Raw genomic sequence first — 17,959 nt, forward strand, 5'->3', positions numbered from 1 at the left:
ATAGTTGTCCAGAAAGGAGAAATTAATGGCGAATGGAGAAGTTACCTAGTCAGAAGGAAAATAAGAGTTTTATTGAAGAATCAAAGAAATCAATTGCTTATCTTCAGAAGAGAGAAGAATTTTTAAGCAGAATTTTTGAAAACGAGCAGATGCTTATAGTAGTCTGGGCATTGGATGGTAGAGTAGTTTGGTTCAACAGATATACCCAGGCTGTAATTGGTATAGCGGTCGAAGAACAAACAGAGAGGATAGATGTAAGTTCAATAATTCCCAGGGACACGATAAGTCGTATAAAAGAAAATTTGGACGACATTGGATATAAAGGTATTCATTACAAATGTGAAAATCCGATGGTTTTGAAGGATGGCAGACAAATTTATATTATGTGGCATAACAGTATTATTTGGGATGATGAAGGAAACAGGTATGTTGTTTCAACTGGTATAGACATTACAGACCTAAAGAATGCTGAAAGGAGACTTGAAGAAGCAAATAATAACCTTGTTGCTTTAAACGAGGAATTGATGGCTCAACAGGAAGAGCTCTCTGCAATGAATGAAGAACTTATGGCCCGGGAAGAAGAGTTGAGGCAGAACTTAATTGAAATACAAAGGCAGCAGGAAGAATTGAAAAGAAGTGAAGAACGCTACAGATTGGTAGTTGAAGGAGCAAGCGATGGACTATGGGACTGGGATTTGATAACGGATACGGCATACATATCCGAGAGGTGGAAGGATATCATTGGCTTTGATAAAGAAGTAATAAGCAACTACCGTGAAACATGGACTAAATTCATCCATCCCAGAGATGTTAAAACCGTCATTAATAATCTACGTAATCATCTTGAGAAAAAGACACCATTTTATTTATGCGAATACAGGATCAAAACAAAAGACGGTAGATATATTTGGATTCTAAGCAGGGGAAAGGCATTGTGGGATGAAGATGGCAGAGCCATAAGAATGGCAGGGTCACACACGGATATTACTGAGCGGAAACAGATGGAAAGCAAGTTAAAATACATGGCATTCTATGATCCTTTAACTGGCCTCCCTCGCCGGGAGATTTTTATGGATAGGCTCAAAATTGCCATGGCAGATGCAAAAAGGAATGGGAAGAAACTTGCAGTGTTTTTTGTCGACCTTGATAATTTCAAAACAATCAACGACTCCCTGGGACATCATATAGGTGACAGGCTATTGAAAAAGATTGCCAAGAAACTGAAGGCGTGTCTGCGTGAATCAGATACGGTATCCAGAGTGGGCGGTGATGAGTTTGTTATTTTGTTACCTGACATAATTAATATGGACGATACGAATAAGGTTGCAAACAGAATATTGGAACTTTTCAACCAACCGATAAAGTTCAATAATCATGAATTGCATGTCACTATTAGCATAGGTATTGCCATATATCCTGACCATGGAAAAAATGAAAGAGTTATAGTCAAAAATGCAGATATAGCAATGTACAGGGCTAAAAGAGATGGAAAAAATGGTTTTCAATATTTTGACAGCATTACGAGAAAAGAAGTCGAAGTTGCCAGCACAATAAGAAGAGATTTAAGGTTGGCTTTGGAAAAAGGTCAGTTCTTTTTGTGCTATCAGCCTCTTGTTGATATAAGGACTGGTAAAGTGACGAGTATGGAGGCACTGTTGAGGTGGCAGCATCCTAAAAAAGGACTGATCAGTCCCATTCATTTTATTCCGATTGCTGAAGAGACACGACAAATAATATCTATAGGTGAATGGGTGTTAAGGGCAGCCTGCAGGCAAATGAAAGAATGGCTTAATATGGGGTATTCTGGCTTTAATGTTTCGGTGAATGTTTCAGTGCATCAGCTGCAGCAGCCTGATTTTGCAAAAGTTGTGTTTGATATACTAAACGAGATTGAACTTGAACCGAGATATTTGGAACTGGAGATTACTGAAACCATCCTTATAGAAGCAATGGAAACGGTGGTTAGAAACCTTTATCGCTTGAAAGAGGTAGGGGTCAAAATAATAATAGATGATTTCGGAACGGAAAATAGTTCTTTCAAATACCTCCAAAAATTTACGGTTGATGGTTTGAAAATTGACAGGTCATTTGTGAGCGAGATAAAGGTAGAGGTAAATAAGGCTATTGTCGATGCGATTATTTTCTTGGGGCACAGGATGAAACTCGGCGTAACTGCCGAAGGTGTGGAAACAAAAGAACAGCTTGATTGTCTTATAGAGAGCGGGTGCGACAAAGTTCAAGGTTATTATTTCAGCAAACCGTTGCCTCCGGACGAGGCCATTCGAATGGTTCAGAAAGAATCCAATTACTTCATCTTTAATGCTTGGAGAAATAGAATATAAATGGACATATTACAAGTCAAGAGAAAATGGGATGGAGTAGAAAAGGATTAAAGCTGATGGCAAAATTAAGAGTGTTTAGTAAAATTTTTAAGGCAATAAAATATGAAAATATAATATAAAAAACCAATAGAAACAAGCACACGGTGAAAGCCATGATTTAGGATATTTCAGGAGTTGTTTATAAAAATTATCCTACAGTATCTTGACACTATCTTTGATAAAAAAGTACTTGAAATCAAAATAAAAATGTGCTATTATAAAATCAACATGAAAATTTAATAGTGTGTGAATGAAACAAAGGCGTTTCATCCTGTATTTTAGAGGTGGCGCCTTTGTTTTGTTTTTAATATTTGTATTTTAATTAATTATCAATTTATTATGTTAATTTATAAAAATTTAAGAGGAGGAAATTACTATGGCACAAAACACTCTAAGCGACATTTTTGGTTTAAATGTTTTTAACGATTCTGTCATGAGAGAACGCCTTCCAAAGGCAACATACAAAGCTTTAAGAAAAACAATCGATGAGGGAATTCCATTAGAACCAGCAGTTGCTGAAGTTGTAGCAAATGCAATGAAAGATTGGGCAATTGAGAAAGGAGCAACTCATTTTACTCATTGGTTCCAGCCATTAACTGGAATTACTGCTGAAAAGCGGGATTCTTTCATTTCTCCTACTCAAGATGGTAGGGTAATAACTGAATTTTCTGGAAAAGAATTAATTAAAGGCGAGCCTGATGCTTCTTCGTTTCCATCAGGTGGTTTAAGGGCTACCTTTGAAGCAAGAGGATATACAGCATGGGATTGTACATCGCCCGCTTTTATAAAAGATAATACGCTATATATCCCCACCGCTTTCTGTTCGTATACAGGCGAAGCGCTAGATTTAAAAATACCCTTACTGCGTTCTATGGAAGCTTTATCAAAACAAGCTCTTCGAGTATTAAGATTATTTGGTAATACTACAGCAAAAAAGGTTATTACAACCGTAGGACCTGAACAGGAATATTTCTTAATTGACAAAAAGATGTATGATAAGCGTAAAGATCTTATACTTACAGGAAGAACTCTATTTGGTGCTAAATCACCAAAAGGTCAAGAAATGGAAGATCATTATTTTGCTTCTATCAAAGAAAGAATATCAGCATTTATGAAAGATCTAGATGAAGAATTGTGGAAATTAGGAATTCCTGCTAAAACTAAGCATAATGAAGTTGCTCCTGCTCAGCATGAACTCGCTACAGTATACAATACAGCTAATATTGCATCAGATCATAATCAATTAACAATGGAGCTAATGAAAAAAATTGCTTTAAGACATGGACTTGTATGCCTTTTGCATGAAAAACCTTTTGCAGGAGTCAATGGTTCCGGTAAACACATTAATTGGTCAATGAGCACCGATGATGGTCAAAATCTCTTAGATCCGGGACATACACCCCACGAAAATGCACAATTTTTAGTATTCCTGTGTGCTGTAATCAAAGCTATCGATGAATACGCTGATTTGGTCAGAGTAGCTGCTGCAACACCAGGAAATGACCATCGTCTTGGTGCTAATGAGGCACCGCCCGCAATTGTATCAGTCTTCCTTGGCGAACAGCTTACGGATATTCTTGAACAAATCGAAAATGGTGGTGCAACAACTTCAAAACAAGGAGGAGTACTAAAAGTAGGTGTATCAACTCTTCCTGCACTACCAAAGGATTCAACAGATAGAAACAGAACATCTCCATTCGCATTTACAGGAAATAAATTTGAATTTAGAATGGTTGGTTCTTCTTCATCAATTGCAACTGCTAATTTTATATTAAACACCATTGTTGCTGAAAGTCTATCCCAGATTGCGGATAGGTTGGAAAAGGCCACAAATTTTGATGAAGAAGTGCAACTGTTGCTTAAGGAAATTGTAAAGAAGCACAAAAGAATTATATTTAATGGGAATGGTTATTCAGAAGAATGGGTAAAAGAGGCAGAAAAAAGAGGACTTCCAAATATTCGATCAACAGTTGAAGCTATTCCTGCTTTAATTAAAGAGAAGAATGTCAAACTCATGGAAAAACACGGTGTTTTAAGCAAAGTTGAACTTGAATCACGATATGAGATTTCTCTTGAAAATTATATAAAAACAATTAATATTGAAGCTTTAACAATGTTAGACATAGCAAAACGACAAATACTCCCAGCTGTAATAACTTTTGCTACAAAAATTGCAGAATCAATAAATTCTGTAAAAGCAACAGGTCTAAATGCTGATATAAGTGCACAAACTGAATTATTAGAAGAAGTTTCTACACTAATGAGTGAATTTAAGAAAAACATCTCTGAACTTGAAAATGCAGTTAATGAAGCTTCAAATATGAATGGTGATTCTTATAGCAAGGCTTGCTATTACAGAGATGTAGTATTTGCAAAAATGGGCATTTTAAGAGAAATCGGCGATAAACTCGAAACCATCGTAGATGCAGAATTGTGGCCATTACCAACATATGCCGACATGTTATTTAATATTTAGCTTTTTATAGTGATTATTAATATTTTAAAGTACAAATGATAAAACGAAAAAAGCAATTGTAATTAAAATAAACAAGTAAATAGAAAAAAAGGCAAAGGCGCCTTTAGAAAAAGGTTGTCTTTGCCTTTTTTAATCATTAACCCTTAAATTTCTATCAAACTATAACAAATATTATTCCCTAAAAAACCTTTTTAAAACATGTAGATCGTTTTATCACATCAAATCAATTCAAATTTGAAAAGAGGGGTGCAAGTAGGTGTACTTAATGGTTTATAAGTCTTCTTAAAACTTAATTCAATTATGAGGAGGTTTATAAAAATGGATAAGGTAAAGAAAATATTTTTAAGCTTTATGATTTTAATTTTTGTAGTAACGAGTGGAATTTGCACTGCAAAAGCAGCAGACCAAATAACACCAGAAAAAGTTGCAACAGCTATTGACAATGTTTGGGTACTTGTATCAGCTTTCTTGGTGTTCTTCATGCAAGCAGGGTTTGCAATGGTTGAAGCGGGGTTCACAAGAGCAAAGAATGCAAGCAACATTGTTATGAAAAACCTAATGGACTTTGCAATTGGTTCAGTTATGTTCTGGTTGGTAGGATTTGCAATAATGTTCGGAAAAGATGCAGGTGGCTTTATAGGAACCTCAGGGTTTTTCTTCAGTAATTCATTTGAACATTTAGAGCTTTCAATTCCTTTGATGTCCTTTTTAATTTTCCAGACAGTATTTGCAGCAACAGCCGCAACAATTGTATCTGGTGCTATGGCTGAAAGAACAAAATTTGTTGCTTACTGCATTTATAGTGCTGTAATTTCACTCATTATCTATCCAGTTGTAGGACACTGGGCATGGGGAGGAGGATGGTTGAGCAAATTAGGATTTATCGACTTTGCAGGGTCTACTGTTGTTCACTCTGTTGGCGGTTGGGCAGCGTTGATTGGTGCAAAAATGCTTGGACCAAGAATAGGGAAATACACAAAAGACGGAAAGGTCAATGCGATTCCAGGGCATAGCATAACATTGGCAGCGCTTGGTACCTTCATTTTATGGTTTGGATGGTTTGGATTCAACCCAGGTTCAACACTTTCAGGTATGAGTGACAAAATTGGCGATATTGCTGTCAATACCAATTTAGCAGCTGCAATGGGTGCAACCCTCGCGATGATTTATACATGGCTAAAGTACAAAAAACCCGATGTTAGCATGACACTGAATGGTGCTTTAGCTGGGCTTGTTGCAATCACAGCAGGATGTGCGTCGGTGAGTACATGGGGGGCTGCAATAATAGGGGGCCTGGCAGGAATTTTAGTAGTTGTTTCTGTTGAGTTTATTGATAAAAAGCTCAAAATAGACGATCCTGTTGGTGCAATTTCTGTGCATGGTGTTTGTGGTGCGTTTGGAACATTGATGGTTGGGCTTTTTGCAACAGAAGGAGGACTGTTCTATGGTGGTGGAATAAAGCAATTTTTGGTCCAACTTGCCGGAGTTGCTTCAACGTTTGTATGGACTACTGTGACAGCGTTTATTCTCTTTGCGATAATCAAACTCACAGTCGGTTTGAGAGTTTCCGAAGGGGAAGAGGTAGAAGGTCTGGACGTTGCAGAACATGGTGCTACAGCTTATGGTGACTTTGTAACGAAGTCTGAGGCAGTAAACTAAATTTGGTGGTTTTATGATAAATTTTATTTAAAAAGGGTGAGGGTCAATGAAAAAGATTGAGTGTATTATCAGACCTGAAAAGCTTGAAGAGGTAAAGGATGCTTTAAATCAACTTGGGATAAAGGGCATGACAGTGTCCCAAGTAATGGGCTGCGGTCTTCAAAAGGGAAAGACAGAATATTACAGAGGTGTTGCGATTAATATCAACCTTTTACCTAAGATAAAGCTTGAGCTGATTGTAAAGGATTCTGAGGTTGATAGAATTGTGGATACAATCATCGAAGCTGCCCGCTCAGGTAATATAGGCGATGGTAAGATATTTATATACAATGTTGAAGATGCCGTCAGAATCAGAACTGGCGAAAAAGGTGAAAGCGCAATTTAAAGTTTGGGGGAGCCATACTTACAATTTGGCAATAGGAGGCATTCAAAATACCTCCAAATGAAAGATAGTCTGCCTTGCCTCTTGCACCCCTCTAAAAATGTATATTTATGTAAAGTTATGCAAACTCTTAAAATCTGTACTTGATCAAATATTACTAGCTCAAGCTACTTAAAAATCGAAGCTGAAACATATGAAAGAACGGAAGAAAGGCAAAACTATCGTAATGGCTACTATTTAAGAAACAGGCTCTTTTATTGGCATTAATGAAGATGGTGGTTAACGAAGTATCTACACGAAAAGCTGAAGAAATCACTTATGAACTCTATGATACTGAATTTTCAAAATCTACAATTTCTGAACTTTGTAAAAGTCTTGACCCTATTGTTTAGCAAAGGAGATGAGATAATGCAAGTTTTAATTATCCAACATGTAAGTCAGGAAGGACCAGGTCTTATAGCTGAAATTTTTTCGAAAAAACGATGGAAGTTAGATATTTGTATAATGGATCAACCAGGAACTATTTTACCTAAAAAAGTGGCTAATTATAAAGCTGTGATAATATTGGGAGGTCCAATGGGAGCATACGAAGAAGAAAAGTACCCATATCTTTATCAAGTACAAGAACTTATACGCGATGCGATAGAAAGACGAATACCAGTATTAGGAATATATTTGGGAGGGCAGCTTATTGCCAGGGCGTTGGGAGCAACAGTTAAACCTAACCCGGTAAAAGAAATTGGGTGGTATAAAATACATTTGACAGAAGCAGGGGGAAAGGCCTTTCTTTTTCAGGATTTGCCAGAAGAGTTTTGGGCTTTTCAATGGCATGGAGATACTTTTGAACTGCCTGAAGGGGCTGTTCTCCTTGCAGAAGGTGAAACTTGTACTAACCAGGCTTTTGCTTATCAGGATTGTGCCTGGGCTTTACAATTTCACCCAGAAGTTACACCTATAATCGTTAGTTATTGGACTGAGATTTATCAAGAAGAACTTATAGAGTTTGCTGGACCAGGAGCAGTGGCTCAACTTAAAGAGGAGACAAAAAGGCTGTGGGAAAAGAATCAGGAAGTTTTTTCCCGTTTTTGGGCGAATTTTTGCCGACTTTTGGATGTTTAGGGAGAAGAACGAGAACAATAGAAAGAGCATTGCAGATATAAAAAAGCACCCCCACTTTTTATGCGTAGAAAGTGGGGGTGTTGTCATTCTACATATAAGTTACCTATGATGTTAAAGTATCTAACTGTTTTTTTTTTTGCCCACTACGTTTAAGTGAAGAATTAACCTAAAAATAATTTATGAATTTTTCATATTAACGTATTGCAAAATTAATAAAATATATTATAATTAACATAACACTCGTAATTTAGGAGTGATAAGCATTTTGCCACAATTTGAGGACAATTTTAAACAGTAAACATTTTCGCTTGATGCAACTTTCAAAAAAAATATTGCATATAAAAATTTTTTAAGGGGGTTATAAAATGTTGAAGGAAGGTTATGTAAGAATACCTTCGGGATGTGCTATAAGTGGCATAATTGATCGCACTGGTCGTCTATTTTCGGGGCAATCTATAGCAGATTCCATCGCGACAATGCATGATAGATCAAATGGTCTTGGAGGTGGTTTTGCTGCATATGGCATTTATCCAGATTTTAAAGATTACTTTGCATTTCATATGTTTTATGATGATTTGATAGCTAAACAGGAAACAGAGAATATTTTAAAAGCAAATTATATAGTCGCTTTAGAAGAAAAAATACCCACACGAAAAACGGCACATATTAAAAATGCACCATTAATTTACAGATATTTTGCTATACCAAGGCCAGAGAAATTGAAATTATCAGAACTGGATGAAAATGAATTTACAATTAAATTTGTATTTAATATAAACAGTAACATACCAGGCGCATATGTTTTTTCTAGCGGGAAAAATATGGGAGTATTTAAAGCAGTAGGTTACCCAGAAGATGTTGCAAATTTTTATAAATTGGAATCTTACAAAGGATATATGTGGTTGGCTCACGGTAGATTTCCAACGAATACACCAGGATGGTGGGGTGGTGCACATCCTTTTAATCTGTTAAATATCTCTGTTGTTCACAATGGCGAGCTTTCTTCGTACGATACTAATCGTAAATATTTAGAAGAGTTTGGATATATTTGCACCTTGCAAACTGATACAGAAGTTGCGGCATACATTTTCGATCTTCTATTAAGAAGACATGGTTTACCAATAGAACTTGCATGCAAAGTAGTTGCATCGCCTTTGTGGAAGCAGGTTGAAAGGATGTCACCAAAAGAAAAAATTTTATACACTAACCTGAAAATAATTTATGGGAGAGCACTCCTAAATGGTCCATTTTCAATGATAATAGCATATGAAGATGGCTTTGTGGCAATAAACGATAGGATTAAACTAAGGCCACTTACTGCTGCAAAAAAGGGCGATATGATATATGTAGCCAGCGAAGAGTCAGCAATAAGGCAAGTATGCAAAAATCCTGAAAGCGTATGGATTCCTAGAGGTGGAGAACCTGTTATAGCTGAGCTCATACGTGACAACGAAAAAGAAATGTATTCTACAAAGGAGGTTACTGCATGAGTTTAAGCTACCTTACTCCAGAATTTAAAGTACTCAGAGATTACGATAAATGCATTAACTGTAAGGTTTGTATGAGACAGTGTTCATTTGAAGTTCACAGTTATGATGAACATCTAGATAAAATGATTTCAAATGATATGAATTGCGTAAATTGTCAAAGATGTGTCGTATTGTGTCCAACACAAGCTCTTACAATTATTAAACATCCTCAAACATTTAAAGAACATGCCAATTGGACTTACGATGCTATAAGAGATATATACAGACAGGCAGAAACAGGTGGAGTTCTTCTGTCATCCATGGGAAATGATAGGCCGTATCCTGTATATTGGGATAAAATGGTTATAAATGCAAGCCAAGTTACAAACCCCTCTATAGACCCACTAAGAGAACCTATGGAATTAAGGGTATATATAGGTAGGAAGCCTGACAAGATAGAAATAGACGAAAACCTTAATGTTAAAACAAAAATGCCTCCACAACTCAAACTTGAGACACCAATAATGTTTTCAGCAATGTCTTATGGTTCAATAAGTTACAATGCTCACGCAGCTTTGGCAAGAGCTGCTGAAGAGCTTGGGATACTTTATAATACTGGTGAAGGGGGGCTTCATAAGGACTTCCGGAAATATGGCAAAAACACAATTGTACAGGTAGCATCAGGACGTTTTGGTGTTGATAGAGAATACCTTAATACTGCGGCGGCTATTGAAATAAAAATTGGTCAGGGTGCAAAGCCTGGGATAGGTGGTCATCTACCCGGTGAAAAGGTGAGTGAGGACATCTCGGCAACAAGGATGATACCACCTGGAAGTGATGCTATATCTCCTGCACCGCATCACGATATCTATTCAATTGAAGACCTTGCGCAATTAATATATTCATTGAAGGAAGCTACCGATTATCAAAAACCTGTTGGTGTTAAAATTGCAGCAGTCAATAATGTGGCGGCAATAGCTTCGGGAATAGCAAGAGCTGGAGCAGATTATATAGCAATAGACGGATTTAGAGGCGGTACAGGGGCTGCTCCAAAGAGAATAAGGGATAACGTAGGAATTCCAATTGAATTTGCAATAGCTGCTGTAGATGCAAGACTCCGTTCTGAAGGTATAAGACATACAATATCTTTAGTTGCAGCTGGTAGTATTAGAAACAGTGCAGACATAGTCAAAGCAATAGCTCTTGGCGCAGATGCCGTTTACATTGCAACAGCTGCTTTGATTGCTTTGGGATGTCATATGTGCCAAAAATGCCATACTGGAAAGTGCAATTGGGGAATTGCTACACAAGATCCTAACCTTGTTAAAAGATTAAACCCAGAAATCGGATATAAACGTCTTGTTAACCTTGTTCAAGCATGGAGTCATGAAATAAAAGAAATGCTTGGTGGAATGGGTATAAATGATATTGAAAGTCTTAAAGGCAATAGGTTAATGCTTCGTGGCATAGGAATGACGCAAAAGGAACTTGATATACTTGGCATTCTTGCTGCCGGCGAATAGGAGGTATATTTGTGAAAAAGATTTATGTGAAAGAAGAAGTGTGTGTTGGATGTAGATTATGTGAAGTATACTGTATTACATCTCATTCAAAGTATAAAGATGTTTTAAAAGCATTTAAGTTGGAAACCCAGAGGCCGACACCACGAATTGTCATAGAAGAAAATAAACCTGTATCTTTTTCACTCCAGTGTCGGCATTGCGATGACGCTCCATGTGTTAAATCATGTATTACAGGAGCGATGCAAAAGGATCCGTTAACTGGTGTTGTAATTTGTGATACAGATAAATGTGTTGGATGCTGGACTTGCGTGCTTGTGTGTGAGTTTGGTGCAATTATAAGAGATGTAAATAATAAGGTTGCATCAAAATGTGACTTATGTGCTGAAGCGGGAGAGCCGGCTTGTGTCAAGAATTGTCCTAATGAGGCACTTGTCTATAGGGAAGGAGGCATTTCTGCATGAAAATAGTAATAATTGGTAATTCTGTTGCGATGGTAGGTGCAGTAGAGGCAATAAGAAAATATGATACAAGTTCTGAAATAGTTGTTATTTCGGATGAAACATATCACGTGTATTCAAGGCCCCTTATATCTTATTATCTTGGGAATTTAGTGTCTGAGGATAAAATGATATATAGAGAGAAAGATTTTTATCGCAAAAATAAAGTAGAAACTATATTTGGTATTAAAGTTGTTTCTATTGATGAAAGAAAAAAGAAGTGTATCTTGAAAACGGGGATAGCATAAGTTTTGACAAACTTCTCATTGCAACGGGCGGGAAACCTATAATACCTCCAGTAGAAGGATTAAACAAAAAAAATGTTCATACTTTTATTAAAATGGACGATGCTAAAAAATTAAAGGAAGCTGCCAAGCCGGGTTCAAAAGCTGTAATTGTAGGGGGTGGTCTCATCGGTTTCAAAGCAGCAGAAGGTCTTCACCATTTAGGGGTAGATGTAACAATAGTTGAACTTGCCGATAGAATTTTAAGTACAATTCTTGATACAGAAGGAGCATCTTTGGTATCTCAAAGTCTTCAGAATGACGGCATAAAAATAATTACGGGAACAACAGTGGATAAAATCATAGGAGATGAATATGTTAAAGGGGTTTTGCTCAAAAATGGGCAGGAATTAGAAGCCGACAATCTTATTATCGCGATAGGCGTTGTGCCAAACGTTGATGTTGTAAAAAACACATCAATTTCTATAAACCGTGGTATTTTAGTAGATAACACTATGAAAACAAGCGTTGAAGATGTGTATGCAGCAGGAGATGTAGCCGAAGGTTATGATATGCTTGTTGAGTCAAATAGGGTTGTGCCAATATGGCCAAATGCATACATGCAAGGGGAAATTGCAGGGCTCAACATGATTGGCATAAATAAAAGTTTTAAAGGGATTTTCCCTATGAACTCAATAGGTTATAAAAATACAAATATGATAACAGCTGGTATAACAAATCCACAGCAGGAGGAATTTGAGATTATCTCTAAAATTGATCATAACAGGAGGTCTTATAAAAAATTTGTGGTAAAAGAAAATAGGTTAGTAGGATTTATATTAATTAATGATATTGATAGGGCTGGATTATTTACTGGGTTTATAAAAAATGAAACGGATATAACTCCATTTAAGAAATATCTTTTAAATGATGATTTTGGATTTATATATTTGCCAAAAGAATTAAGAAAGGCAAAAATGCTTGACCTGGAGGTGGTACGATGAAAACCATAAATGCGTCAGGAATTTATTATAGAGACCTTAATGAAATAATTAAAGAGTTAGTTCGTTCAGGTGAAGACATAATTAATTTAAAAAATGTCAATGGTCAGCGATATATAGGAGATAATTTATCTGGGACTACAAAAATAAATATCGAAGGTACACCTGGCAATGACATGGCGGCTTTTATGGACGGCCTTACAATAGAAGTTTTTGGTAATGGACAGGATGCAATAGGAAATACAATGAACGATGGGAATATTATTATACATGGACATGCAGGTGATGTCGTTGGTTACGGAATGAGGGGTGGATCTATCTATATAAAAGATAGTGTTGGTTATAGAGTTGGCATACACATGAAAGAATACAAAGATAAAGTTCCCGTAATAGTTATTGGAGGAAGTGCAGGAGATTTCTTTGGTGAATATATGGCAGGTGGATGTATGATTGTGCTAAACTTGAAAAATGATGAAAATATAGTTGGAGAATATTGTGGTACAGGTATGCATGGAGGAGTTATATATTTGAGAGGAGATGTAGAAGACTATAAACTTGGAAAAGAAGTTATTAAAGAAAAGATAGATGACAAAGATTACGCGTTTATCCAAAAGTATGTTGAAAATTTTTGTCAATATTTTGATTATGATTTTCAAAAGATTATGAATCATTCTTTTGTCAAATTGCATCCGATAGGCAAAAGACCCTATGGAAATATGTATGCATAAAAGACGGGGAAGACCCCGTCCCTTACTTTTTTGACATGACATTTTTCCTATAGCCATAATCTTTTGCAATTGGTCTGCCTATGCTATTTATTTTACCAGTAATACAGCTAAAGCAATGGGCGGGAGTGTCATTTATACAGATTTTGCCTGGATATAATGCGTACAATTTTCTGTATTCCCCTTCTGTAACATTTGGCATTACAACATTTGCTCCACTACGAAGTGCTATCAACCTTCCATTAACATTTAGGGTTTCCATTGCTGTAGTTGCCGGAATATTAATATCAGGCATCAAAAGCCTTGTTATGGCCATAACTTTTAAACTGAGTTCAAATGTGCCTCCCTTTTCATTTTTTAATGGTGTATCGGGATTCGGGATAAATGGACCAACCCCTATCATATCAGCATCAATTTCTTTAAAAAATAGAATGTCATCTGCAATGGATTCTATAGTTTGTCCAGGAAGTCCTATGAGACATCCAGTTCCAACTTCGTAACCTAATTCTTTTAAATCTTTAAGACACCTTTTTCTATTTTCATGACTCATATTAGGATCGAGTTTTTCATAAAGTTCTTTATCCGTTGTTTCTATTCTTAACAAATATCTATCTGCTCCAGCTTCTTTATATGCCTTATATTCTTCTCTTGTTTTTTCGCCTATACTTAGAGTTATTGCAATATCGAGTTGTTTTATGGATTTTATGATTTTAGTCATCCTTTCAACATTGAAAAAATCATCTTCGCCAGACTGCAATACTACAGTTCTATATCCTAAATTGCGGGCATTTTTGGCAAAATTAATTATCTGTTCTGGCTTTAATCTATAACGTTTTATATTTTTGTTATCTCTTCTTAGACCACAATATAAGCAATTTTGCTTACATATATTAGAAAATTCAATAAGTCCTCTTAAATGCACTTCATCTCCCACATATTTTTTCTTACTCTATCCGCGGCTTTAAATAATTCATCGTTATATTGATCGTCCTTTAAAAGCTCAACTATTTCATTCTTTGAGAGAGTGTGTGTTTCTTCAGCTTTTTTTATTAGTTCTAACAAAAAGTTCACCTACCTCAATAAATTTAAACTTCAAATTGGCAAATAAAATTATTAAAAAGATAGCAAAGTTTTTTGTGGCTAAATAAAAATGAGTAATTTTTTAAAATATGCGTGAAAGTACCGTATTTCTCTAATATTAGTTGTTAAAGCTAAAAACATTGATAGAAGGAGAAACCTTTACGATATGAGTTTAACATTTAATGCTCTAAAAGAAAAGATGTTTTTAAAATATATTTGTTATCGTCAATATATCCATTCACATTACTTTAATGTTGTGATATGGTGTTATTATATTATTGTAGACACTTTAACTCGAACAGGTTAAAATAAAAATATAAAGAGAGAAAGTGTCACAAAATGCCAAGAGGTCAAAGAAAATATAGTGAAGAGTTCAAAAACACTATAGTAGAGTTGAAGCTTGGTATAATAGAAAAAGACTACATAGCAGTATAGGGTATATGACTCCGCAACAATTTGAGGATTTGATTAAAAAATCTGCATAAAAATTTCGAGTTTTTGTGTCTACCATATTGACATAAATCCACTGGTACAGCTACTGTAATTGTAGACTAGCAAACGTGAGACAAAAATATGTTAAAAGTCAGGGAAGTTTGATAATTTCAAGCCCCTGACTTTTAATATTATTAGTATACGCCGATTATTAACATTCATTTAGCAGTAAAGGATGTCCTTATGATAATGCATGTATAGAATCCTTTCATACTTCTTTAAAGAAAGAATAAGTAAATATAGTTACTTACTATACTATAAGGATTTATAAATGGGGCAATAAAGGTAATAGATAAGAATAGATATTATAACTTGGGGTTGACCATTTTCTAAGATAGTGCTATAATTGTATACAGAGATTGTTATAAATTTAACAATAGGAGGTAATTAAAGTGTGGGAAACAAAAATAAATCCAAATAAGGTTTTTGAACTTCGCTGCAAAAACACGACTTATTTTGGAATAGGTAGTATAAAAAAGATAAAAGATATTCTAGAAGTTCTTAAAAACAAAGGTATCAACAATGTCATTCTTGTAACCGGTAAAGGTTCCTATAAAGCCAGTGGGGCCTGGGATGTGGTAAAACCGGCTCTTGAGACACTTGGATTCAAATATTCACTTTATGACAAGGTTGGACCCAATCCTACTGTTGACATGATCGATGAGGCGGCCAAAATCGGCCGGGAAACTGGGGCAAAAGCTGTTATCGGCATTGGCGGTGGCAGCCCTATAGATACCGCGAAAAGTGTGGCTGTACTGCTGGAATACACTGATAAAAATGCAAGAGAACTTTATGAACAGAAATTCATACCTGAAAAAGCTGCTCCTATTATAGCTATAAACCTTACTCATGGTACTGGTACCGAAGTAGACAGATTTGCGGTGGCTACAATCCCAGAAAAAAATTATAAGCCTGCAATTGCTTATGATTGCCTGTATCCTATGTATGCCATAGATGACCCTTCCCTTATGACAAAGCTTGACAAAAGACAGACAATAGCGGTTACTATAGATGCTTTAAACCACGTTACCGAAGCTGCTACCACTCTTGTAGCGTCACCTTACAGCGTCCTAATGGCAAAAGAAACAGTGAGGTTGATAGTTCGTTACCTACCCGCTGCTGTAAATGACCCTGAAAACCTTGTGGCCAGATACTATTTGCTTTACGCTTCTGCTTTAGCTGGTATTTCTTTTGACAATGGCCTTTTGCACCTTACCCATGCGCTAGAGCATCCTCTGAGTGCAGTAAAACCCGAGATAGCTCATGGTCTTGGACTTGGTGCTATACTGCCTGCAGTGGTAAAGGCTATTTATCCATCTGTTGCAGAAGTTCTGGCTGAAGTATATAGTCCTATAGTGCCTGGGCTAAAAGGTCTGCCTGCTGAAGCAGAATATGTAGCTAAAAAGGTTGAAGAATGGCTCTTTAATGTAGGATGCACCCAAAAACTTTCGGACTTTGGATTCACAAAAGAGGATGTTCCGACTCTGGTAAAGCTTGCTAAAACTACGCCTTCTCTGGACGGATTGCTTTCTAATGCACCAGTGGAAGCAACTGAAGCTGTTATTGCCAAGATTTATGAAGAATCTTTCTAAAATTTAATTTAAAAATTTCACAGCAAGCAGATAGACAATAGGCAATGAACAAGAACAGTATAGTTATTATTTTAACCATGTTGAAGGCAAAGAAATTTTAATCTTTGCAGACAGCGAAGGACAAACAATAGCACAACAAGTTCAAATAGGATATCTTTTTGATAAATAAGAAATGAAGACTGAGAAATTGAGGAGAGCCCTTAGCTTACAAAAATGAGCTAAGGGCAGTAATTTTATGTTTTTTTGTTAACACTTAAATTTTATCAGAAAAAGGGGAACTTATAACTTAACTCATTAAATATTGATATCATTTTCAAAATAATTGTTGAATTCTTTTGCGTTTGTGGTATAATTAGTTTAAGCAATTTACTTAAAACTAAATATGACAAGTGCTAGGGGAGCCAAAAAGTGGCTGAGAGGGGATTCGTTCCCGACCCTTTGAACCTGTCAGGGTAATGCCTGCGTAGGGAAGCATGCTTTTTAAAACATTTGTAAAAATGCTCACCTCACAGGTGGGCTTATTTTATTATTTGGAGGTGTTTTTATGAAATTAGCCCTTACTATTGCCGGCTCTGACTCTGGGGGAGGAGCAGGTATACAGGCAGATTTAAAGACTTTTTCAGCCCATAGAGTATACGGCATGAGTGTCATTACTTCAATAACAGCGCAAAATACAATGGGGGTTTTGGGAATTGAGGATATAAGTCCTGATATGGTGTATTTGCAGATGAAGGCAATTTTTGAGGATTTATACCCAGATGCAGTGAAGATAGGTATGGTATCTAATGAAAGCATAATTAAAATGGTTGCAAAAGGGTTAAAAGATTACAATGTAAAAAATATTGTGTTGGACCCTGTTATGATTTCAAAAAGTGGAAGCTATTTATTGAAGCCGGAAGCAGTGGAGGCTTTGAAAGAGGAACTGATTCCTTTAAGCCTTGTAGTTACGCCAAATCTTATGGAGGCAGGAGAGCTAATTGGAAGGGAAATCAAAAGTGTGTATGACATGAAAGAGGCAGCTAAAAGAATTTTAGATTTTGGTGCAAAAACAGTGGTGGTAAAAGGTGGACATCTTACAGGAGATGCTTTAGATGTATTTTTCGATGGAAAAGAGTTTTATGAAATTACATCAGAGAGAATCGATACTAAAAACACGCATGGTACAGGCTGCACATTTTCCTCAGCTATAGCTGCCAATATCGCTTTAGGCTATGATTTAGTTGAGTCAATAAAAAGAGCGAAGTCATACATTACAGGGGCTATAAAACATTCGTTGGCCATAGGGCATGGAGTAGGTCCCACTAACCATTTTTGGAATATAGAAATAAGGAAGGTGTGA

11 protein-coding genes, 4 pseudogenes and 1 riboswitch are annotated in these 17,959 nt (G+C 36.2%); of the genes and pseudogenes, 14 read left to right on the forward strand and 1 reads right to left on the reverse strand.

What is annotated here, in order from left to right; genetic code table 11:
• The first annotated feature begins 32 nt into the window (after positions 1 to 32).
• The 11 genes and pseudogenes from OEI98_RS03560 (at position 33) to OEI98_RS03610 (ending at position 13,459) form a co-directional block, all read left to right on the forward strand.
• On the forward strand, positions 33 to 2,342 hold the full coding sequence (locus OEI98_RS03560; RefSeq protein ID WP_004397471.1) for a bifunctional diguanylate cyclase/phosphodiesterase: 2,310 nt from the start codon (positions 33 to 35) through the stop codon (positions 2,340 to 2,342).
• A gap of 415 nt (positions 2,343 to 2,757) precedes the next feature.
• A complete protein-coding gene (locus OEI98_RS03565; protein WP_004397469.1) occupies positions 2,758 to 4,857 on the forward strand; it encodes a glutamine synthetase III in 2,100 nt (699 codons plus the stop codon).
• 318 nt (positions 4,858 to 5,175) lie between these two features.
• Positions 5,176 to 6,516, forward strand: coding sequence for an ammonium transporter (locus OEI98_RS03570; protein WP_004397468.1), 1,341 nt, complete (start codon positions 5,176 to 5,178; stop codon positions 6,514 to 6,516).
• 46 nt (positions 6,517 to 6,562) lie between these two features.
• Positions 6,563 to 6,901 (forward strand): P-II family nitrogen regulator, encoded by a 339-nt coding sequence (locus OEI98_RS03575; protein WP_004397466.1) that lies wholly within the window; start codon positions 6,563 to 6,565, stop codon positions 6,899 to 6,901.
• Positions 6,902 to 7,016: 115 nt separating this feature from the next.
• Positions 7,017 to 7,287, forward strand: a pseudogene (locus OEI98_RS03580) (transposase); the annotation flags it as partial.
• 19 nt (positions 7,288 to 7,306) lie between these two features.
• Entirely contained in the window at positions 7,307 to 8,017 is a 711-nt protein-coding gene (locus OEI98_RS03585; RefSeq protein WP_266039632.1) for a type 1 glutamine amidotransferase, read from the forward strand.
• Between the two features lie 365 nt (positions 8,018 to 8,382).
• A complete protein-coding gene (locus OEI98_RS03590; protein ID WP_003870571.1) occupies positions 8,383 to 9,507 on the forward strand; it encodes a class II glutamine amidotransferase in 1,125 nt (374 codons plus the stop codon).
• Positions 9,504 to 11,009 (forward strand): glutamate synthase-related protein, encoded by a 1,506-nt coding sequence (locus tag OEI98_RS03595; protein ID WP_004397460.1) that lies wholly within the window; start codon positions 9,504 to 9,506, stop codon positions 11,007 to 11,009. The genes OEI98_RS03590 and OEI98_RS03595 overlap by 4 nt, the downstream gene beginning before the upstream one ends.
• An 11-nt stretch (positions 11,010 to 11,020) precedes the next feature.
• Complete coding sequence (locus tag OEI98_RS03600) at positions 11,021 to 11,470, forward strand: 4Fe-4S dicluster domain-containing protein (protein WP_004397458.1); 450 nt, start codon at positions 11,021 to 11,023, stop codon at positions 11,468 to 11,470.
• Positions 11,467 to 12,734: pseudogene (locus tag OEI98_RS03605) on the forward strand (NAD(P)/FAD-dependent oxidoreductase). The gene OEI98_RS03600 and the pseudogene OEI98_RS03605 overlap by 4 nt, the downstream one beginning before the upstream one ends.
• Entirely contained in the window at positions 12,731 to 13,459 is a 729-nt protein-coding gene (locus OEI98_RS03610) for a hypothetical protein (RefSeq protein ID WP_003870575.1), read from the forward strand. Before OEI98_RS03605 ends, OEI98_RS03610 begins: the two are co-directional and overlap by 4 nt.
• A gap of 22 nt (positions 13,460 to 13,481) precedes the next feature.
• Here the strand turns inward: OEI98_RS03610 and hydE are convergent.
• Positions 13,482 to 14,518 (reverse strand): annotated as a pseudogene (hydE, locus tag OEI98_RS03615) ([FeFe] hydrogenase H-cluster radical SAM maturase HydE).
• 446 nt (positions 14,519 to 14,964) lie between these two features.
• Between hydE and OEI98_RS15245 the strand changes: the two are divergent.
• The 3 genes and pseudogenes from OEI98_RS15245 to thiD form a co-directional block, all read left to right on the forward strand.
• Positions 14,965 to 15,021: pseudogene (locus tag OEI98_RS15245) on the forward strand (hypothetical protein); the annotation flags it as partial.
• A 399-nt stretch (positions 15,022 to 15,420) separates the two neighbouring features.
• On the forward strand, positions 15,421 to 16,620 hold the full coding sequence (locus OEI98_RS03620; RefSeq protein WP_004397452.1) for an iron-containing alcohol dehydrogenase: 1,200 nt from the start codon (positions 15,421 to 15,423) through the stop codon (positions 16,618 to 16,620).
• A gap of 384 nt (positions 16,621 to 17,004) precedes the next feature.
• Positions 17,005 to 17,107: riboswitch (TPP riboswitch) on the forward strand.
• A 57-nt stretch (positions 17,108 to 17,164) separates the two neighbouring features.
• The gene (gene thiD, locus OEI98_RS03625) at positions 17,165 to 17,959 is read left to right on the forward strand and encodes a bifunctional hydroxymethylpyrimidine kinase/phosphomethylpyrimidine kinase (protein WP_004397442.1); all 795 of its coding nucleotides are present in this window, start codon (positions 17,165 to 17,167) and stop codon (positions 17,957 to 17,959) included.

It is taken from the genome of Thermoanaerobacter sp. RKWS2 (assembly GCF_026240795.1).
Classification (GTDB): Bacteria; Bacillota; Thermoanaerobacteria; order Thermoanaerobacterales; family Thermoanaerobacteraceae; genus Thermoanaerobacter; species Thermoanaerobacter ethanolicus.

What these genes read in the sequence shown, in the direction of transcription:
- OEI98_RS03560 (WP_004397471.1), top strand. Translation starts at nt 33, where the DNA reads ATGGAGAAGTTACCTAGTCAGAAGGAAAATAAGAGTTTTATTGAAGAA.
- OEI98_RS03585 (WP_266039632.1), top strand. Translation starts at nt 7,307, where the DNA reads ATGCAAGTTTTAATTATCCAACATGTAAGTCAGGAAGGACCAGGTCTT.
- OEI98_RS03595 (WP_004397460.1), top strand. Translation starts at nt 9,504, where the DNA reads ATGAGTTTAAGCTACCTTACTCCAGAATTTAAAGTACTCAGAGATTAC.
- OEI98_RS03610 (WP_003870575.1), top strand. Translation starts at nt 12,731, where the DNA reads ATGAAAACCATAAATGCGTCAGGAATTTATTATAGAGACCTTAATGAA.
- OEI98_RS03575 (WP_004397466.1), top strand. Translation starts at nt 6,563, where the DNA reads ATGAAAAAGATTGAGTGTATTATCAGACCTGAAAAGCTTGAAGAGGTA.
- OEI98_RS03570 (WP_004397468.1), top strand. Translation starts at nt 5,176, where the DNA reads ATGGATAAGGTAAAGAAAATATTTTTAAGCTTTATGATTTTAATTTTT.
- OEI98_RS03565 (WP_004397469.1), top strand. Translation starts at nt 2,758, where the DNA reads ATGGCACAAAACACTCTAAGCGACATTTTTGGTTTAAATGTTTTTAAC.
- thiD (WP_004397442.1), top strand. Translation starts at nt 17,165, where the DNA reads ATGAAATTAGCCCTTACTATTGCCGGCTCTGACTCTGGGGGAGGAGCA.
- OEI98_RS03590 (WP_003870571.1), top strand. Translation starts at nt 8,383, where the DNA reads ATGTTGAAGGAAGGTTATGTAAGAATACCTTCGGGATGTGCTATAAGT.